At 68.1% G+C, this 19933-nt stretch carries 16 protein-coding genes and 1 tRNA gene; 6 read left to right on the top strand and 11 right to left on the bottom strand.

The genetic code is table 11. The annotated features are described in order from the left end of the window. The first annotated feature begins 10 nt into the window (after positions 1 to 10). The 4 genes from ACV530_RS04430 to ACV530_RS04415 all read left to right on the top strand — a co-directional run bounded on the left by ACV530_RS04430 (position 11) and on the right by ACV530_RS04415 (position 2826). Positions 11 to 562: an endonuclease VII domain-containing protein gene (locus tag ACV530_RS04430; protein WP_494330900.1), complete on the top strand. Its 552-nt coding sequence runs from the start codon at positions 11 to 13 to the stop codon at positions 560 to 562. A 91-nt stretch (positions 563 to 653) separates the two neighbouring features. Continuing rightward, a complete protein-coding gene (locus ACV530_RS04425) occupies positions 654 to 896 on the top strand; it encodes a hypothetical protein (protein ID WP_494330899.1) in 243 nt (80 codons plus the stop codon). Then, positions 893 to 1153, top strand: a complete 261-nt coding sequence (locus ACV530_RS04420) for a hypothetical protein (RefSeq protein ID WP_494330898.1) — start codon at positions 893 to 895, stop codon at positions 1151 to 1153. Before ACV530_RS04425 ends, ACV530_RS04420 begins: the two co-directional genes overlap by 4 nt. A gap of 125 nt (positions 1154 to 1278) precedes the next feature. Then, complete coding sequence (locus ACV530_RS04415) at positions 1279 to 2826, top strand: AMP-binding protein (protein ID WP_494330897.1); 1548 nt, start codon at positions 1279 to 1281, stop codon at positions 2824 to 2826. A gap of 62 nt (positions 2827 to 2888) precedes the next feature. Here ACV530_RS04415 and ACV530_RS04410 read toward each other — a convergent pair whose 3' ends face one another. From ACV530_RS04410 to ACV530_RS04365, 10 genes are all read right to left on the bottom strand, one after another. Beyond that, complete coding sequence (locus ACV530_RS04410) at positions 2889 to 6812, bottom strand: DNA-directed RNA polymerase subunit beta' (protein ID WP_494330896.1); 3924 nt, start codon at positions 6810 to 6812, stop codon at positions 2889 to 2891. A gap of 126 nt (positions 6813 to 6938) precedes the next feature. Continuing rightward, on the bottom strand, positions 6939 to 10421 hold the full coding sequence (gene rpoB, locus ACV530_RS04405) for a DNA-directed RNA polymerase subunit beta (RefSeq protein ID WP_494330895.1): 3483 nt from the start codon (positions 10419 to 10421) through the stop codon (positions 6939 to 6941). 554 nt (positions 10422 to 10975) lie between these two features. Further along, positions 10976 to 11362: a 50S ribosomal protein L7/L12 gene (gene rplL / locus ACV530_RS04400; RefSeq protein ID WP_494330894.1), complete on the bottom strand. Its 387-nt coding sequence runs from the start codon at positions 11360 to 11362 to the stop codon at positions 10976 to 10978. A 111-nt stretch (positions 11363 to 11473) separates the two neighbouring features. Next, the gene (gene rplJ, locus ACV530_RS04395) at positions 11474 to 12004 is read right to left on the bottom strand and encodes a 50S ribosomal protein L10 (protein WP_494330893.1); all 531 of its coding nucleotides are present in this window, start codon (positions 12002 to 12004) and stop codon (positions 11474 to 11476) included. A gap of 262 nt (positions 12005 to 12266) precedes the next feature. Beyond that, on the bottom strand, positions 12267 to 13190 hold the full coding sequence (locus ACV530_RS04390) for an SCO4651 family lipoprotein (RefSeq protein WP_494330892.1): 924 nt from the start codon (positions 13188 to 13190) through the stop codon (positions 12267 to 12269). Between the two features lie 134 nt (positions 13191 to 13324). After that, complete coding sequence (gene rplA, locus ACV530_RS04385; RefSeq protein WP_494330891.1) at positions 13325 to 14041, bottom strand: 50S ribosomal protein L1; 717 nt, start codon at positions 14039 to 14041, stop codon at positions 13325 to 13327. A 76-nt stretch (positions 14042 to 14117) separates the two neighbouring features. Then, entirely contained in the window at positions 14118 to 14552 is a 435-nt protein-coding gene (gene rplK, locus ACV530_RS04380) for a 50S ribosomal protein L11 (protein WP_494330890.1), read from the bottom strand. Positions 14553 to 14694: 142 nt separating this feature from the next. After that, entirely contained in the window at positions 14695 to 15597 is a 903-nt protein-coding gene (nusG, locus tag ACV530_RS04375; RefSeq protein WP_494330889.1) for a transcription termination/antitermination protein NusG, read from the bottom strand. A gap of 80 nt (positions 15598 to 15677) precedes the next feature. After that, positions 15678 to 15968 (bottom strand): preprotein translocase subunit SecE, encoded by a 291-nt coding sequence (gene secE, locus ACV530_RS04370; RefSeq protein WP_494330888.1) that lies wholly within the window; start codon positions 15966 to 15968, stop codon positions 15678 to 15680. 110 nt (positions 15969 to 16078) lie between these two features. Beyond that, positions 16079 to 16151, bottom strand: a tRNA-Trp gene (locus ACV530_RS04365). A 183-nt stretch (positions 16152 to 16334) separates the two neighbouring features. On the opposite strand from ACV530_RS04365, the gene ACV530_RS04360 reads away from it, so the two are divergent. Both ACV530_RS04360 and ACV530_RS04355 read left to right on the top strand, forming a co-directional pair. Continuing rightward, positions 16335 to 17582: a pyridoxal phosphate-dependent aminotransferase gene (locus ACV530_RS04360; protein WP_494330887.1), complete on the top strand. Its 1248-nt coding sequence runs from the start codon at positions 16335 to 16337 to the stop codon at positions 17580 to 17582. Between the two features lie 112 nt (positions 17583 to 17694). Beyond that, complete coding sequence (locus tag ACV530_RS04355; RefSeq protein ID WP_494330886.1) at positions 17695 to 18717, top strand: adenosine deaminase; 1023 nt, start codon at positions 17695 to 17697, stop codon at positions 18715 to 18717. Here the strand turns inward: ACV530_RS04355 and ACV530_RS04350 are convergent. Then, positions 18714 to 19769, bottom strand: coding sequence for a UDP-N-acetylmuramate dehydrogenase (locus ACV530_RS04350; protein ID WP_494330885.1), 1056 nt, complete (start codon positions 19767 to 19769; stop codon positions 18714 to 18716). The two genes, ACV530_RS04355 and ACV530_RS04350, sit on opposite strands and share 4 nt — an antisense overlap. Positions 19770 to 19933 lie beyond the last annotated feature (164 nt).

Raw genomic sequence — 19933 nt, 5'->3', positions numbered from 1 at the left:
TGGTGATGGAATGTACAGCGAGACATGCAAGGCTGAAGGCGACGGCTGGATCTGCGAAAAACCGCGCAAGTATCGCCATTACTGCACCGGCCACAATCGCCAGTGGCGGCAGGGCATAGATCCTCTGAAACCGCTCAAGAAGTACACGCCTATGTCTCAGCGGCTCAAGGACGGCCTGTACCTCTGCTTATCATGCGGTGCTTACAAGGCTCTTGCTCTCTTCCCTATCTCGGGAGGAGGCCCTCGGCCGCACTGCACCACATGCGAGTCAACGAAGATCAGGGCCAAGCGCTTCGGACTCACGCCTGGCCAAGTGGCCAATCTGCTGGCAGACCAGGGCGGAAGATGTCTGATCTGTGGCATCAGCCAGGACGAAACAGGTCAGGTCTTCGCTGTCGACCACGACCACTCGTGCTGCCCCGCCAGCAGCAAGACCTGTGGAAGCTGTGTCCGAGGGATGCTCTGCAGGCCATGCAATGCCGGTCTGGGATTCTTTCGAGACAACCCACATCTGCTCATGAGAGCCGCCCGCTACCTCCAAGAACACCAGCCACGGCCCTGACATATATCCACGCGTAAGCCCTGCCAGTTCCTTCCCTGTTTGCGAAGGCGCCGGCAGGGCTTTCCCTATGCAGAAGGAAAAAGCATTCTTCATGTCCGACGCCACCAAACGCACCCTGCGCACTGTCCTGCAGACCGCCGTCGCCCTCGCGGTCACCATCCCTGCCATCGTCGAGGCCTCTGGCATCCCGGCATCCCTGCCATGGGTCGCGGGTGCGCTGGCCGTGACTGGCGGACTCACCCGGATGATGGCGCTGCCAGCCGTCCAGTCGCTGCTGCCAGGCTGGCTGCGCACTGACGTCACCGAAGCCCACGAGGAACGGGGCCGGCCGTGAACCCCGCACCGACACCGCCGACAGCCGTCGCCCTGGAACTGGAGCGGCTGCGCGGCACGATGGAGGCCGGGTTCGCCCGCGTCGACGGGGCGCTCGCGCTGCTCGTCCAGCGCAGCGACCAGACCGACCGCCAACTCGCCGATCACGAGGCCCGGCTGGACGCCCTCGAACGCACCCGCTGGCCGCTGGCGAGCGTGGCTGCGCTGACCGCGCTCGCCGGGCTGGCGATATCGGTCATCCAGCTCGCGGGCCGTTAGCGGCATGTGGTCCGCCCCGAGGCGGGCGGACCACATGGCCACATGGCCACATAACCGCAGAAACATGAGCACATGGCCCAACTGGTCGTGGAAGGCATGAGCGAACCCCGCGTAGCTTCGGAGGCATGGACGACAACCAACCCTCCAGCGACAAGCGAGAATTCGTCAGCTACGCCGAGGCCGTCCTCGACGCGCTCGCGGCCGAGCCCGGGCGCCCCGTACTGACCACCGCCGACGGGCGCGAGGTCACGGCGGGCGAGCTCCGCGACCGTACGTACCGGCTCGCCCGGGAGCTCGCCGACCGGGGCGTACGCCGCGGCACCACCGTGACGCTGCTGACCGGCAACACCGTGGAGGCGCTCATCGCCCGCTACGCCGCCCACCTCGCGGGCGCGCGGCAGGCCGCGCTCACCGGAGGCGTGAGCCCGCACACCATGGCGCGGATCGTCGAGAGCGTGGACACCGCCGTGCTGCTGGTGGACGGCGAACGGTACGCCGAAGCCGAGGAGTTGCTGCCCCTGACGGACGTCGCCTCGGTGCTCGCCCTCGGACCGAGCACGATCGGTGAGGACGTCCTCGCCGCCTCAGCCCGCCAAGCGGCACACCCCACCGTGTGCCGGGTCAGCCCCGACGACGACCAGGCCATCCGCCACACGGGAGGAACCACCGGCATTCCCAAGGGAATTCTCATAGCCCACGCCACCCACCGCCGCACCCTGGACGTTCCCCTCCCCGGCGCCGGTGACAGGCCCCGCTACCTCGCCTGTACCTCGCTCGCCCATCTCGCCGGAATCTTCACCGACATCACCCTCCTCCGGGGCGGTCACGTCGTCCTGCAGCGCTCCTTCGACCCCGGCGACGTGCTCGCCGCGATCGAACGGGAACGCATCACCCACATCTGGCTGTTGCCGCCCCTGCTGTACCAGCTGCTCGACCACCCCGCCCTCCCCGGCACCGACGTGTCCAGCCTGGGACGTATCACCTACGGCGGCTGCGCCGCCTCACCGGCCAGGCTGCGCGAGGCCGCCGAGGTCTTCGGGCCCGTCCTGCACGGCTGGTACGGGCAGTCGGAGGCCCAGAACATCACCAAGGTCGCCCCGCACGAGCACTCCGTGACCGGCCCCGACGGACGGATCACCGTCGGACGGGCCATGCCCGGCGTCGAGATCTCCATCCGTGACACCGACGACGGCCGGGACCTGCCCGCCGGGCGGCAAGGGGAGATCCACGTACGCTCCGCGGGCGTCATGCCCGGCTACTGGAAGCAGCCCGAACTCAGCGCCGAGGTCCTGCTCCCCGACGGCTGGCTGCGCACCGGGGACATCGGCTATCTCAACGAGGACGGCTACCTCTTCATCGTCGACCGGATCAAGGAGAAGATCATCGTGGTCGGCGGGCACGTCCACCCGTCGGAACTCGAGGAACTCCTGATCAGCCACCCGGCCGTGGCCCAGTGCGCGGTCTTCGGCACCCGCGACGAGCAGTCCGTGGAACACGTCCACGCGGCGATCGTCCCCGCCCCGGGGCATCATCCCGACACCGAGCTCATCCGGGAGTTCGTCACCGCCCGCATGGGCCGCCTCTACGCCCCGGAGTCCGTGCGCCTGCTCCCCGCCATCCCGCTCACCCCCGTGGGCAAGCCGGACAAGAAGCAGTTGCAGAACCTCGCATGAAACGCCGCAGGGCGGCCACTCCCCGAAGGGAGCGACCGCCCTGCTGAGCGTGATACCCGCGACTACTGGTTGTACGGACCGTAGTCGTAGTCCTCCAGCGGAACCGCCTGGCCGGAGCCGGTACCGAAGGGCGAGTAGTCGATGTCGTCGTAACCGACGGCCGAGTACATCGCGGCCTTGGCCTCCTCGGTCGGCTCGACCCGGATGTTGCGGTAGCGGGACAGACCCGTACCGGCCGGGATGAGCTTACCGATGATGACGTTCTCCTTGAGGCCGATGAGGCTGTCGGACTTGGCGTTGATCGCCGCGTCCGTCAGAACTCGGGTCGTCTCCTGGAAGGAGGCGGCCGACAGCCAGGACTCCGTCGCCAGCGAGGCCTTGGTGATACCCATCAGCTGCGGACGGCCGGAGGCCGGGTGGCCACCCTCCGTCACAACCCGACGGTTCTCGGACTCGAAGCGCGAGCGCTCCACGAGCTCGCCCGGCAGCAGCTCCGCGTCGCCGGACTCGATGATCGTCACGCGGCGCAGCATCTGCCGGATGATGATCTCGATGTGCTTGTCGTGGATCGACACACCCTGCGAGTTGTAGACCTTCTGGACCTCGCCGACCAGGTGGACCTGGACGGCGCGCTGGCCGAGGATGCGCAGGACGTCGTGCGGGTTGGTGGCACCCACGGTGAGCTTCTGGCCCACCTCGACGTGCTCGCCCTCGCTGACCAGGACACGGGCACGCTTCGAGATCGGGAACGCCGTCTCGTCGCTGCCGTCGTCCGGGGTGACGACGAGCTTCTTGGTCTTCTCGGTCTCCTCGATGCGGACGCGGCCGGCCGCCTCCGAGATCGGGGCGACACCCTTGGGCGTACGAGCCTCGAAGAGCTCGACGACACGGGGCAGACCCTGGGTGATGTCGTCACCGGCCACACCACCGGTGTGGAAGGTACGCATCGTCAGCTGGGTACCGGGCTCACCGATCGACTGGGCGGCGATGATGCCGACCGCCTCGCCGATGTCCACCAGCTTGCCGGTCGCCAGCGAGCGGCCGTAGCAGAAGGCACAGGTGCCGACCGCGGACTCACAGGTGAGGACCGAGCGAGTCTTGACCATCTCGACGCCGTGGGCGACGAGCTGGTCGATGAGCACGTCACCGAGGTCGACGTTGGCCGGCGCGATGACCTTGCCGTCGACGACGACGTCCTCGGCCAGCATGCGGGCGTAGACGCTGGTCTCGACGTCCTCGGCCTTGCGCAGGATGCCGGCCTCGTCCTTGGAGGCGATCGTCAGCTTGAGGCCGCGGTCGGTGCCACAGTCCTCCTCGCGGATGATCACGTCCTGGGAGACGTCGACCAGACGACGGGTGAGGTAACCCGAGTCGGCGGTACGGAGGGCGGTGTCCGCGAGACCCTTACGGGCACCGTGGGTGGAGATGAAGTACTCCAGCACGGAGAGGCCCTCGCGGAAGGACGCCTTAATCGGACGCGGGATGGTCTCGTTCTTCGCGTTCGACACCAGACCACGCATACCGGCGATCTGCCGCATCTGCATCATGTTTCCTCGGGCACCCGAGTCAACCATCATGAAGATGGGGTTCGTCTTGGGGAAGTTCGCGTTCATCGCCTCGGCAACCTCGTTGGTCGCCTTGGTCCAGATCGCGATGAGCTCCTGCGTGCGCTCGTCCTTGGTGATCAGACCGCGCTCGTACTGCTTCTGGACCTTCTCGTCCTGGGCCTCGTAGCCCGCGACGATGGCCTTCTTGGCCTCCGGCACGACGATGTCGGAGACGGCGACGGTGACGCCGGAGCGCGTGCCCCAGTAGAAGCCGGCCGCCTTCAGGTTGTCGAGCGTCGCCGCCACGATCACCTTGGGGTAGCGCTCCGCGAGGTCGTTGACGATCTCGCCGAGCTGCTTCTTGCCCACCGAGTAGTCGACGAACGGGTAGTCCTCGGGCAGCAGCTCGTTGAAGAGCGCGCGGCCCAGGGTGGTGCGCAGGCGGAACGAGTCACCCTGCTGCCACTCCCCCGCGGCGAAGCCGCTGTCGGACGCAGCGCCCTCCTCCGCGACCGGCGGGGTCCAGCCACGCGGCGGGACGGTGCCGATCGGGAAGCGGATGTCGACCTTCGCCTGGAGCGAGAGCTCACGGGCGTCGAACGCCATGATCGCCTCGGCGACCGAGCCGAAGGAACGGCCCTCACCGATGACCTTGCGCTCTTCCTCGTCGGTGGTGAGGAAGAACAGACCGAGCACCATGTCCTGGGTCGGCATGGTGACCGGACGGCCGTCGGCCGGCTTGAGGATGTTGTTCGAGGACAGCATCAGGATGCGGGCCTCGGCCTGCGCCTCCGCGGAGAGCGGCAGGTGGACGGCCATCTGGTCACCGTCGAAGTCCGCGTTGAACGCGGTGCAGACGAGCGGGTGGATCTGGATGGCCTTGCCCTCGACCAGCTGCGGCTCGAAGGCCTGGATGCCGAGGCGGTGCAGCGTGGGCGCACGGTTCAGCAGCACCGGGTGCTCGGCGATGACCTCTTCGAGGACGTCGTACACGACGGTGCGGCCGCGCTCGACCATGCGCTTGGCCGACTTGATGTTCTGCGCGTGGTTCAGGTCCACCAGGCGCTTCATCACGAACGGCTTGAAGAGCTCCAGCGCCATGGCCTTGGGGAGGCCACACTGGTGCAGCTTCAGCTGCGGGCCGACGACGATGACGGAACGCGCCGAGTAGTCGACTCGCTTGCCGAGCAGGTTCTGACGGAAGCGACCCTGCTTGCCCTTGAGCATGTCGGACAGCGACTTCAGCGGACGGTTGCCGGGGCCCGTGACCGGGCGACCACGACGGCCGTTGTCGAAGAGCGCGTCGACGGCCTCCTGAAGCATGCGCTTCTCGTTGTTCACGATGATCTCGGGGGCACCGAGGTCAAGGAGTCGCTTGAGGCGGTTGTTGCGGTTGATGACGCGGCGGTACAGGTCGTTCAGGTCGGAGGTCGCGAAGCGGCCACCGTCCAGCTGCACCATCGGACGCAGGTCCGGCGGGATCACCGGGATGCAGTCCAGCACCATGCCCGTGGGGCTGTTGCGGGTCTGCAGGAAGGCGGAGACGACCTTGAGGCGCTTGAGCGCACGGGTCTTCTTCTGGCCCTTGCCGGTGCGGATGATCTCGCGGAGGCGCTCGGCCTCCTCGTCCAGGTCGAAGGACTCCAGGCGCTTCTGCAGCGCGGCGGCGCCCATCGCACCCGAGAAGTAGGTGCCGAAGCGGTCGCGCAGCTCGCGGTAGAGCAGCTCGTCGCCCTCGAGGTCCTGGACCTTGAGGTTCTTGAAGCGGTTCCAGACCTCGTCGAGACGGTCGATCTCGCGCTGCGCACGGTCGCGCAGCTGCTTCATCTCACGCTCGGCACCCTCGCGCACCTTGCGGCGCACGTCGGCCTTGGCACCCTCGGCCTCGAGCTCGGCCAGGTCGGACTCGAGCTTCTTGGCACGGGCCTCGAGGTCGGCGTCACGGCGCTGCTCGATCTGCTGACGCTCGACGGAGACGTGGGCCTCCAGCGAGGGCAGGTCGCGCGTGCGGCGCTCCTCGTCGACGTACGTGATCATGTACGCCGCGAAGTAGATGACCTTCTCGAGGTCCTTCGGGGCCAGGTCCAGCAGGTAGCCCAGCCGGGACGGGACGCCCTTGAAGTACCAGATGTGGGTCACGGGGGCGGCGAGCTCGATGTGGCCCATCCGCTCACGGCGCACCTTGGCGCGGGTGACCTCGACACCACAGCGCTCACAGATGATGCCCTTGAAGCGGACACGCTTGTACTTGCCGCAGTAGCACTCCCAGTCCCGGGTGGGGCCGAAGATCTTCTCGCAGAAGAGCCCGTCCTTTTCCGGCTTCAGGGTGCGGTAGTTGATGGTCTCCGGCTTCTTGACCTCGCCGTGGGACCAGGTTCGGATGTCGTCCGCGGTCGCCAGGCCGATCCGCAGCTCGTCGAAGAAGTTGACGTCGAGCACTTTGTCGTCAATCCCTCTTTCAGGGTTCGTGCCCTCTCGCTTGTCAGCGAGGTATGGGCTCTACATCAGTGGTCTGGGGGTCCGGGGACGGTGGGGGGCTTCCGGGGAAGCCCCCCACCAGACCCGTCAGACCTCTTCGACGCTGCTCGGCTCGCGCCGGGACAGGTCGATACCGAGCTCCTCCGCAGCGCGGAAGACGTCCTCGTCGGTGTCGCGCATCTCGATGGACATGCCGTCCGAGGACAGCACCTCCACGTTGAGGCACAGGGACTGCATTTCCTTGATGAGCACCTTGAAGGACTCGGGAATGCCGGGCTCGGGGATGTTCTCGCCCTTGACGATCGCCTCGTAGACCTTCACGCGGCCGGTGACGTCGTCGGACTTGATGGTCAGCAGCTCCTGGAGGGCGTAGGCGGCACCGTATGCCTCGAGCGCCCACACCTCCATCTCACCGAAGCGCTGACCACCGAACTGAGCCTTACCACCCAGCGGCTGCTGGGTGATCATGGAGTACGGACCGGTCGAACGAGCGTGCAGCTTGTCGTCGACCAGGTGGTGCAGCTTGAGGATGTACATGTACCCGACCGAGATCGGGTCCGGGAACGGCTCGCCGGAGCGGCCGTCGAACATCCGGGCCTTGCCGGAGGGCAGGACCAGGCGGTCACCGTCACGGTTCGGGATCGTGGACTCGAAGAGACCGGCGATCTCGTCCTCGCGGGCGCCGTCGAAGACCGGCGTGGCGACGTTGGTGCCCGGCGCGACATCGTCGGCGCCGATCGCCTGGAGCCGCTGCATCCAGTCCTCGTCGCCCTCGACCTTCCAGCCGCGGCTGGCGAGCCAGCCGAGGTGGATCTCGAGGACCTGTCCCGGGTTCATTCGGGACGGGACACCGAGCGGGTTGAGGATGATGTCGACCGGGGTGCCGTCCTCGAGGAAGGGCATGTCCTCGACCGGGAGGATCTTGGAGATGACACCCTTGTTGCCGTGACGGCCGGCGAGCTTGTCACCGTCGGTGATCTTGCGCTTCTGGGCCACGTAGACGCGGACCAGCTGGTTGACGCCCGGCGGGAGCTCGTCGCCCTCTTCGCGGTCGAAGACGCGGACGCCGATGACCTTGCCGATCTCGCCGTGCGGGACCTTCAGCGAGGTGTCACGGACCTCACGGGCCTTCTCACCGAAGATCGCGCGGAGCAGGCGCTCCTCCGGGGTCAGCTCGGTCTCACCCTTCGGGGTGACCTTGCCGACCAGGATGTCGCCGGCCACGACCTCGGCACCGATGCGGATGATGCCGCGCTCGTCGAGGTCGGCGAGGACCTCCTCGGAGACGTTCGGGATGTCCCGGGTGATCTCCTCGGGGCCCAGCTTGGTGTCACGGGCGTCGACCTCGTGCTCCTCGATGTGGATCGAGGAGAGGACGTCGTCCTGGACGAGGCGCTGCGACAGGATGATCGCGTCCTCGTAGTTGTGACCCTCCCACGGCATGAACGCCACGAGCAGGTTCTTGCCGAGCGCCATCTCGCCCTCGTCCGTGGACGGACCGTCGGCGAGCACCTGGCCGGTGACCACGCGGTCACCCTCGTTGACGACGACCTTCTGGTTGAAGGACGTGCCCTGGTTGGAGCGCGAGAACTTGGCGACCCGGTACGTGTTGTACGTGCCGTCGTCGTTGGCGACGGTGACGTAGTCCGCGGAGACCTCCTGGACCACACCGTCCTTCTCGGCCTTGATCACGTCGCCGGCATCGACCGCGCAGCGGTACTCCATGCCGGTGCCGACCAGCGGGGCCTCCGCCTTGATCAGCGGAACGGCCTGGCGCATCATGTTCGATCCCATGAGCGCGCGGTTGGCGTCGTCGTGCTCGAGGAACGGGATCATGGCGGTCGCGACCGACACCATCTGGCGCGGCGAGACGTCCATGTAGTCGACCTCGTCCGGGGCGACGTAGTCGATCTCGCCACCACGGCGGCGGACCAGCACGCGGGCCTCGGCGTAACGCAGGTCCTCGGTGAGGGGCGCGTTCGCCTGGGCGATGACGAAGCGGTCCTCCTCGTCGGCGGTCAGGTAGTTCACCTCGTCGGTGACCTGGCCGTCGATGACCTTGCGGTACGGGGTCTCGACGAAGCCGAACGCGTTGACGCGACCGTAGGAGGCGAGCGAGCCGATCAGACCGATGTTCGGGCCTTCGGGCGTCTCGATCGGGCACATACGGCCGTAGTGCGACGGGTGGACGTCTCGGACCTCGAAGCCGGCCCGCTCACGGGAGAGACCGCCCGGACCCAGCGCCGACAGACGGCGCTTGTGGGTCAGACCCGACAGCGGGTTGGTCTGGTCCATGAACTGGGACAGCTGGCTGGTGCCGAAGAACTCCTTGATGGAGGCGACGACCGGCCGGATGTTGATCAGGGTCTGCGGCGTGATCGCCTCGACGTCCTGGGTGGTCATCCGCTCGCGGACGACGCGCTCCATACGAGCCAGACCGGTACGGACCTGGTTCTGGATGAGCTCGCCGACGTTGCGCAGACGACGGTTGCCGAAGTGGTCGATGTCGTCGGTCTCGACGACGATCGAGGTGCCGTTCTCGCCGACGGTCTCGAGCTCACCGGCGTGCAGCTTCACCAGGTACTTGATCGTCGCGATGACATCGTCGACGGTCAGCACACCGGCGTCGAGCGGGGCGTCCGCGCCCAGCTTCTTGTTGACCTTGTAGCGGCCGACCTTGGCCAGGTCGTAGCGCTTCGGGTTGAAGTAGAGGTTCTCGAGCAGCGTCTGCGCGGCCTCACGGGTCGGCGGCTCGCCCGGACGCAGCTTGCGGTAGATGTCGAGCAGCGCGTCGTCCTGGCCCTGGGTGTGGTCCTTCTCCAGGGTGGCGCGCATGGACTCGTACTCGCCGAACTCCTCGAGGATCTGCTCGGTCGTCCAACCGAGGGCCTTGAGCAGGACGGTCACGGACTGCTTGCGCTTGCGGTCGATGCGGACACCGACCATGTCGCGCTTGTCGACCTCCATCTCCAGCCAGGCACCCCGGGACGGGATGATCTTGGCGGTGAAGATGTCCTTGTCGGACGTCTTGTCGATGGAGGAATCGAAGTACACACCGGGCGAGCGGACCAGCTGCGAGACCACGACACGCTCGGTGCCGTTGATGCAGAAGGTGCCCTTGGGCGTCATGAGCGGGAAGTCGCCCATGAAGACCGTCTGGGACTTGATCTCACCGGTCTCGTTGTTGGTGAACTCCGCGGTGACGAAGAGCGGGGCCGCGTACGTGAAGTCGCGGTCCTTGCACTCGTCGATGGAGTTCTTCGGAGGCTCGAAGCGGTGGTCGCGGAAGGTCAGCGACATCGACCCGCTGAAGTCCTCGATCGGGGAGATCTCCTCGAAGATCTCCTCCAGACCGGACTTGGTGGGGACGTCCTGACCACTGTCCAGCGCAGCCTCGACGCGAGCCTTCCAGGCGGCATTGCCGAGCAGCCAGTCGAAGCTCTCGGTCTGCAGCGCAAGGAGGTTCGGAACCTCGAGGGGCTCCTTGATCTTCGCAAAAGAGATGCGCAGCGGGGCAGTGCTGGCGCCGGTGTTCGTATTGGCGGTCGAGGCGTTGCGCGAGGCGGCCAAGAGGGGGTCCTTCCGAGGGCTCGGACTCACTACGCGCGTACCGGTCCCACTTCGTGCGTACGGAAGAAATCCCAGCTCAGGCGGGTTTCCATCTGTGTGCTCGGCAGTGGGCATGCCCCTGGTGACGGGCAGGGAGCAGCTAACAGGCAGCGCAAAGGGTCAGTGTAGCCACTTGGCCCACTGATGTCCAGAGCGGATGTCCCGAGACCGGTGCGATACCAATCTCTCCCTCCGGGATCCTGTTGTCCTCGCCGTCCGGCGCCCCCGGCGCCATCCGGAAGCGCACGACGATACTTCCCTGTCTGCCGCGGATCCATTCCTCGGACGGTGGACCGAAGCGGCTCCAGGAGTCACCGCGTCCTGAGAATCGCGCGCGGCGTGCTGTTCGTCAAGGCCCTCCGGCCGCCGGACGGCCCCGGAAGACACAACGAAGATCACCATACTCGCCCCCGCCGACAGCGCCGCGCAGCCGTCCCGGGAACGCCCAAAGGCGACCACCCGCATGGGTGATCGCCTTTGGAATGTGATGCCGGGAGTCAGGTGACTCCCAGAGATCACTTGACCTCGACGGAGGCGCCAGCGCCCTTGAGGGCCTCGGCGGCCTTCTCGGCGGCGTCCTTCGCGACCTTCTCGAGGACCGGCTTCGGGGTGCCGTCGACGAGGTCCTTGGCCTCCTTCAGGCCCAGGGAGGTCAGCTCACGCACGACCTTGATGACCTGGATCTTCTTGTCGCCGGCGCCGGTGAGGATGACGTCGAACTCGTCCTTCTCCTCGACCTCGGCGGCAGCGGCGCCACCGGCGGCACCGGCAACGACGACCGGCGCGGCAGCGGCGGCGGTGACGTCGAACTTCTCCTCGAAGGCGGAGACGAACTCGGCCAGCTCGATGAGGGTCATGTCCTCGAACTGCGAGAGCAGCTCGTCCTTGGTCAGCTTCGCCATGATTGGCGTCCTTCCACTAAGTCGGCTGGTGCCGGGATGTACCTGTCGGCGGGCTGTACAGGCCCGCTGTGATCACCGCTTCAGGCAGCGGCGATCAATGTGCGAGCCGAATTACTCGGCACCGCCCTGCTCGGCCTGCTTGGCGCGAAGAGCGTCCACGGTGCGGACGAGCTTCGTCGGCAGCGCCTGGAAGAGCGAGGCAGCCTGGGACTGCTTGCCCTTCATGGCACCGGCCAGCTTGCTGAGCAGAACCTCGCGGGACTCGAGGTCCGCAAGCTTCTTGATCTCGTCGGCAGACAGCGCCTTGCCGTCAAGGACACCGCCCTTGATGACGAGAGCGGGGTTCTCCTTGGCGAAGTCACGAAGACCCTTCGCCGCCTCGACCGGGTCACCGGTCACAAAGGCGACCGCCGTCGAGCCAACAAGGTGCTCGTCCAGCGACGGGATCCCGGCCTCATTGGCCGCGATCTTGGTCAGCGTGTTCTTCACCACTCGGTACTGAGCGTTGTCACCGAGCGAACGACGCAGCGTCTTGGTCTGCGCCACGGAAAGACCCTGGTACGCGGTCACAACTGCGGCGCTGGAGTTACGGAACAGATCCGTGATCTCCGCCACAGCTCCGACCTTCTCGGTCTTCGCCATGAGCCTCGGCCTCCTTCCGGGTGATGAGGACCGCTCAGAAGGGGCTGGGCAAAACAAACGCCCCGGCGCAGGCGCACGGGGCGTAACTCGACCGGACGGAAAGTCCGGGAGATTCATCCACGATTCACCTGCGCGGGCCGTCCGCAGCTAGCGGATCCTTCGGCCTCCCCGTGCACGGTTCGCACGCGGAAGCAACCAGCGGTCTTTGGCTTCTCGCATACGCTACGTGAACGGCCCGCGTTCAGGCAAATCGGGCTGTCGGTCAGCTGTTGCCGGGCATCATCTTCGCGGCGTCCACGGTGTCGTCGGCGGACGGGGCCTCGGCCGCGACCTTGGTGCCGTAGTCCGAGTAGTAGACCGTGGAGTCCATCCTGCCGGTCTTGCCGTCGGCCTTCTCGGTCTTCTTCACCAGCAGGTTGTCGTCCGACACCCACAGGTCGATCTGCTCGCTGGTGGCGCCCGACTGCTCGAGCTGGCGCTTGAGCTGGTCGAGCTGGTCCTTGCCGAGGGAGGACTGCTTCTCGGCCACCTTGGCCACGTCCACGGTGCCGGAGTAGTGCGTGGCCTTGACGCCGCGTACGTCCTCCGTGCCGACCTTGCGCACGTCACCGGAGCCGATCATCAGCTGGACCGAGCGGGTGGGGTTGTTGTTCTGCATCTGGTCCTTCAGGTACGCACCCGACGGGCCCAGCTTCTTGGCCATCCAGTCGTAGTCGTACTTGATCCAGTGCTTGCCGCCCAGCCGGCCGGCCATCGCGTCGCCCATGTTCACGTAGTAGGCGTCGGACAGGTAGCGGGCGTGCATCCCGGCGTCCCCGCCCTTGGCCTTCATGAGCTCGCTCATCGGGCCGCCGGCACCGGTGATCGTGATGTCGCCCTGGATGCCGCTCTGCCAGTCGATGGCGCCCTTCATGTTCATGGCGCCGACGGTGCCCATGGTCGTGGAGCCCTCGACCTTGGCCGAGTGGGCGCCGTTGGTGGCGGTCACGGCCTTGTTCAGCGCGCTGATCGCCTGTGCGACCGCGGAGCCCCCGGTGTCGCCCTGGCCGCCCTTGGCCGCGGAGGAGGCGCTGTCCGAGGTCTTCTTGTCGCTCTTGTCGTCACCCCCGCCGCAGGCGGCCACCGAGGTCAGTGCGAGCGCCGCGGCAGCAGCCGCACACACACGACGAACTGTCTTCCCCGTCATCCCCATCCCCCTTGAAAGCCTGTTTGCCCGAAATTCTCTTCGAGCCACTGGAGAGGAACGTAGCGCAACGAGGCCGGGCCCCGCACCAGAAGGTGCGGGGCCCGGCCCACGTGCTTACGCGCTCGCTACGGGACTCAGACGGTCTCGTCCTCGGACAGGAGGTTGCGGGTGCGGTTCGAGTCCACGGCGATGCCGGGGCCCATGGTGGTGCTGAGGGTCGCCTTCTTGATGTAGCGGCCCTTGGCGGCCGACGGCTTCAGACGAAGGATCTCGTCCAGCGCCGCGGCGTAGTTCTCCACCAGCTTGGCGTCGTCGAACGAGACCTTGCCGATGATGAAGTGGAGGTTCGAGTGCTTGTCGACTCGGAACTCGATCTTGCCGCCCTTGATCTCCGTAACGGCCTTGGCCGTGTCCGGGGTGACCGTGCCGGTCTTCGGGTTCGGCATCAGACCACGGGGACCGAGCACGCGGCCGAGGCGGCCGACCTTGCCCATGAGGTCCGGGGTGGCGACGACGGCGTCGAAGTCCAGACGGCCCTTGGCGACCTCGTCGATGAGCTCGTCGGCACCGACGATGTCGGCGCCCGCGGCACGCGCGGCCTCGGCACGGTCGCCGGTCGCGAAGACCAGGACCCGGGCGGTCTTACCGGTGCCGTGCGGAAGGTTCACGGTGCCACGGACCATCTGGTCGGCCTTGCGCGGGTCGACGCCCAGACGGAAGGCAACCTCGACGGTCGCGTCGAACTTGATGGTGGACGTCTCCTTGGCGAGACGAACGGCCTCGAGCGGGGCGTAGAGCCGCTCCGCCTCGACCTTGGCGTCCGCAGTGCGGAGAGCCTTGCTGCGCTTCACTTCTGCTCCTTGGGTTGAGCGTGGAGTCGTGGTCCGGGCCGGCGCTGGCCCTGCCACTGGTGGTTCAGGGGGCTGATCAGCCCTCGACCGTGACGCCCATGGAACGGGCGGTGCCGGCGATGATCTTCGCGGCGGCGTCCAGGTCGTTGGCGTTCAGGTCGGGCATCTTGGTGGTGGCGATCTCGCGGACCTGCGCCTCGGTGATCTTGGCGACCTTGGTCTTGTGCGGCTCGCCGGAGCCCTTCTCCACGCCCGCGGCCTTGAGGATCAGCTTCGCGGCCGGCGGAGTCTTGGTGACGAAGGTGAAGGAACGGTCCTCGTAGACCGTGATCTCCACCGGCACGACCATGCCACGCTGCGACTCGGTCGCGGCGTTGTAGGCCTTGCAGAACTCCATGATGTTGACGCCGTGCTGACCCAGCGCGGGGCCGACCGGCGGAGCCGGGTTGGCGGCGCCGGCCTTGATCTGGAGCTTGATAAGCCCCGTGACCTTCTTCTTCTTGGGAGGCATTGCTCTCTCCGGGTCCTAGTGAGAGTTTTTTTGCCTGAGCACACTGCGCGCAGGCATACCGCACCACGATAACGGGTATCGCGGCCGGACCAAAAACCGAGAGGCCAGACCCATCGGGCCTGGCCTCTCGGACGCTTGTCGATCAGTTCTTCTGGATCTGGTCGAAGCTCAGCTCGACCGGGGTCTCGCGGCCGAAGATCTCGACGAGGCCCTTGACCTTCTTCGAGTCGGCGTTGATCTCGTTGATCGTCGCCTGGAGCGTCGCGAACGGACCGTCGGTGACCGTGACCGAGTCGCCGACCTCGAAGTCCAGCACCTGGACCTCGACCTTGCGGGCCGGGACCGGCTTGCCCTCGGCCTCGGCGGCCTCGCGGGCGGCCTTCTCCTCGGCCTCCGGGGCGAGCATCTTGACGATCTCGTCCAGGGTCAGCGGGTACGGGTCGTAGGCGTTGCCCACGAAGCCGGTGACGCCCGGGGTGTTGCGGACGACGCCCCACGACTCGTTCGTCAGGTCCATGCGCACCAGGACGTAGCCGGGGAGCTTGTTCTGGCGGACGGTGCGGCGGTCGCCGTTCTTGATCTGGACGACCTCTTCCTGCGGCACCTCGGCCTGGAAGATGTAGTCCTCGACGTTCAGCGAGACGGCGCGCTGCTCGAGGTTGGTCTTCACGCGGTTCTCGTAACCCGCGTAGGTGTGGATGACGTACCACTCGCCCGGCAGGCCGCGCAGCTCGTCGCGGAGCGCGGCGACGGGGTCGACGGGCTCGGCCTCGACGGGGAGCTCCTCGGCCTCGGCCTCTTCGGCCTCGATGGCCTCGTCGCCCTCGATGTGGAGCGCGGCCTCCTCGGCCGGCTCACCGGCGGCGGCCTCTTCGGCGTCGAGTTCGTCGGCGCCGTCGGCGTTCTCGACGATCTCCTGCATGCCCTGCTCGTCAGAAGCCGCAGCGTCGCCCTCGACCTCGGCCGAGGCAGCCGCGGCCTCGATGTCGGCCGCTTCCGCCGACTCGACGGGCTCGGCGGCGTCGTTCAGGTTCGGGTCAGACACGTGGCTGCTTCTTCCTGGTCTTCAAGGGGTGGAACGAGCGAAGAGGCGAACCTCCACCGGAGGCCGCCTTACGCGCGGGTTCAGCCGAAGACGTACTTGACGGCGTTGTTGAACCCATAGTCAATCACGGTCACCAGTCCGATGACGATGACAACGAAAACGATCACGACGGTGGTGTACGTCGACAGCTGGCTCCTGGTGGGCCAGACGACCTTGCGGAGCTCGGCGACGACCTGGCGGTAGAACAGCGCCAGCCGGCCCAGCGGGCCCTTCTTGCCGCGCTTGCCGCCACGGCGGCCCTTGCTGACGGCCACCTCGTCCTCGGGACGACCGCTCTCAGGCGTCGCGGTGGAGCCCAGGGCTTCCGTCACTACGTCCTCACCTGAATCCGGGTCGTGGCCGTGCCGCGCCCGGTGGAGCCGCACGGCGGTGCATCTGTACGTACGCGCGCACGCACCCTGGTGACGATGAATGCGTGTAGCAGGGCCGAAGGGACTTGAACCCCCAACCGCTGGTTTTGGAGACCAGTGCTCTACCAATTGAGCTACGACCCTTTGTGGTTCCCCCAACCTACCGCATCCGCCCGGAAGCACGGTGTGCTCGGGACGAAGTCGCCTGTGAGGGGCCAACGACGCATGAGTGTACGTGCTCCGGCGGCCGTCGTCGAACAGATACGGCTGACGGGCCTCCCGAAAACCGCCGCGCGCCCCCCGCGCGGGGTCTGGGACCATTTCCCCATGACCGATGCCACGTCCCCCTTCCCCGCCGTCCAGGCCCCCACCGACCGCCGGGTCTCGGCCCGCATCGGGTCGATCTCCGAGTCCGCGACCCTCGCCGTGGACGCCAAGGCCAAGGCCCTCAAGGCCGCCGGTCGCCCGGTCATCGGCTTCGGCGCGGGCGAGCCCGACTTCCCCACGCCCGACTACATCGTCGAGGCCGCCGCCGCGGCCTGCCACGACCCGAAGTACCACCGCTACACGCAGGCCGGCGGGCTCCCCGAGCTCAAGGCCGCCATCGCCGCGAAGACGCTGCGCGACTCCGGTTACGAGGTCGAGGCCTCCCAGGTGCTCGTCACCAACGGCGGCAAGCAGGCCATCTACGAGGCGTTCGCCACGATCCTCGACCCGGGTGACGAGGTCATCGTCCCCACCCCGTACTGGACCACCTATCCGGAGTCCATCCGGCTCGCCGGCGGCATCCCGGTGGAGGTCGTCGCGGACGAGACCACCGGCTACCGCGTCAGTGTCGAGCAGCTCGAGGCCGCCCGTACCTCGCGTACGAAGGTCCTGCTGTTCGTCTCCCCCTCCAACCCCACCGGCGCCGTCTACCCGCGCGCCCAGGTCGAGGAGATCGGCCGCTGGGCCGCCGAGCACGGCCTGTGGGTGCTGACGGACGAGATCTACGAGCACCTGGTGTACGGCGACGCCGAGTTCTCGTCGCTGCCGGTCGTCGTGCCCGAGCTGCGGGACAAGTGCATCGTCGTCAATGGCGTGGCCAAGACGTACGCCATGACGGGCTGGCGCGTCGGGTGGGTCATCGGCCCGCAGGACGTCGTCAAGGCCGCGACCAACCTCCAGTCGCACGCCACGTCCAACGTGAGCAACGTCGCCCAGGTCGCCGCCCTGGCCGCCGTCTCGGGCGGCCTCGAGGCCGTCGAGGAGATGAAGACCGCCTTCGACCGCCGCCGCCGCACGATCGTGCGCATGCTCAACGAGATCGACGGCGTCGTCTGCCCCGAGCCCGAGGGCGCGTTCTACGCCTACCCCTCGGTGAAGGCCCTGCTCGGCAAGGAGATCCGCGGCAAGCGGCCCGCCACGTCCGTGGAGCTGGCCGCGCTGATCCTGGAGGAGGCCGAGGTCGCGGTCGTCCCCGGCGAGGCGTTCGGCACCCCCGGCTACCTGCGCCTGTCGTACGCGCTGGGTGACGAGGACCTCGTCGAGGGCGTCTCCCGGATCCAGAAGCTGCTGGCCGAGGCCCGCGACTGACGATGTGCGTGAGCGGGGTTCCGGGCAGCCGGGACCCCGCTTTTGCTTTCGGGCCGGGCCCCGATCGGGTAAGCGTCTTCCGCTTGTGACATTGCTGCGGCAGGATCCGGGAATGGAGAACGTTCGCGACGTCCGGCTGCTGCCCAAGGCCCATCTGCACCTGCACTTCACCGGCTCCATGCGGCCCTCGACCCTGCTCGAGCTCGCCGACAAGTACGGGGTGCACCTGCCCGAGGCGCTCAGCGGCGGCGAACCACCCAGGCTGCGGGCCACGGACGAGCGCGGCTGGTTCCGTTTCCAGCGGCTGTACGACATCGCCCGCTCCTGCCTGCGCTCTCCCGAGGACATCCAGCGGCTCGTGCGCGAGGCCGCCGAGGAGGACGTGCGCGACGGCTCCGGCTGGCTGGAGATCCAGGTCGACCCGACCTCGTACGCGCCCCGGCTGGGCGGGCTGATCCCCGCGCTCGAGATCATCCTGGACGCCGTCGACCGCGCCTCCCGGGACACCGGGCTCGGGATGCGCGTTCTCGTCGCCGCGAACCGCGTCAAACACCCGCTGGACGCCCGTACGCTCGCCCGGCTCGCGGTGCGCTACGCCGACCGCGGGGTCGTCGGTTTCGGGCTCTCCAACGACGAACGGCGCGGGCTCGCCCGTGACTTCGACCGCGCCTTCGAGATCGCGCGGGAGGGCGGCCTGCTCGCCGCTCCGCACGGCGGCGAGCTGTCCGGGCCGAGCAGCGTGCGGGACTGCCTCGACGACCTGCACGCCGGGCGCATCGGGCACGGCGTACGCGCCGCCGAGGACCCCCGCCTGCTGCGCAGGCTCGCCGAGCGCGGCGTCACGTGCGAGGTGTGCCCGTCCTCGAACGTCGCCCTCGGCGTCTACGAGAAGCCGGAGGAGGTGCCGCTGCGGGTGCTGTACGACGCCGGTGTGCCGATAGCGCTCGGCGCCGACGACCCGCTGCTCTTCGGCTCCCGCCTCGCCGCGCAGTACGAGCTGGCCCGCGAGCACCACGGCTTCACGGACGGCGAACTGGCCGAGCTGGCACGGCAGTCGGTCCGGGCGTCCCAGGCGCCCGAGGACGCGCGGCGGCGGCTGCTCGCCGGGATCGACGAGTGGCTAGTGGCTGGTTAGAGGCTGACGCCGACCGTCACCGGCTCGTTGACCAGCGTCACCCCGAAGGCGTCCCGGACGCCGTCCCTGACCTCGCGGGCCAGGGCGAGGAGCTCCTCGGTGGTGGCTCCGCCGCGGTTGGTGAGGGCGAGCGTGTGCTTGCCCGAGATACGGGCCCGGCCACTTCCGTAGCCCTTGGTGAAGCCCGCCTTGTCGATCAGCCAGGCCGCGGAGGTCTTCGTCAGGCCATCGCCGGCCGGGTAGGCGGGCGGGCTGACGTCCGGGCCGAGCCGGTCCGCCGCGCGGGCCAGGAAGGCGGCGAGCTGCTCCTCGGTGAGGACCGGGTTCATGAAGAACGAGCCCGCGGACCAGGTGTCGTGGTCCTCCGGGTCGAGGACCATGCCCTTGCCCGCGCGCAGCTTGAGCACCGTCTCGCGGGCCGTCGCGGCCGGGACCCGGTCGCCCGCCGAGACGCCCAGCGCCCGGGCCGTCTCGGGGTAGCGGACCGGCGCGGAGAGGCCGCCCGCGTCCTCCAGGCCGAAGACGACGCGCAGGACGACGTAGCGGGCGGGGTCCTGCTTGAAGCGGCTGTGGCGGTAGGAGAACGCGCACTCCGCGGCCGGGATGGTGACGACCTCGTCGGCACGGCGGTCGTAGACGGTCACCTCGGTGATCGTCTGGGAGACCTCCTGGCCGTACGCGCCGACGTTCTGGATCGGGGTGGCGCCCGCGGAGCCGGGGATCCCGGCGAGGCACTCGACGCCGGCCAGGCTCGCCTCCACGGTGCGGGCCACGGCGTCGGACCAGTTCTCGCCGGCGGCGAGGGTGAGGCGGGTGCCGTCGAGGTCGAAGCCGGTGGTGGCGATGCGCAGGGCGGTCCCCGCGAAGCCCTTGTCCGAGATCACCAGGTTGCTGCCGCCACCGATGACCAGGAGCGGGGTGCCGGCCGCGTCCGCCTCGCGCACGGCCGCGACCACCTCGTCGTCGGTGGTGGCCGTCACCAGGCGGGCGGCCGGGCCGCCGAGCCGGAAGGTGGTCAGGGGGGCGAGGGGGGCGTCGTGGAGTTCCTGCACCCGCCCTAGGGTACGGGGGCGCGGCGCTCGGCCCGGGGGCGGTGGGTGAGCCCGGTCGGCCGCCGACGGCGCCCGGCCCCTGCGGGAGAGCTCAGCCCTGCGGTACCGGGCAACGGGTGGCGCGGGAGGGTGCGATCACGCCCCGAAGGGGCGTGCCCACCCAC

Source organism: Streptomyces sp. SX-6, from assembly GCF_059089585.1.
The sequence above is the reverse complement of the archived record's forward strand: the minus strand, read 5'-3'. Positions and strand labels throughout refer to the sequence as shown.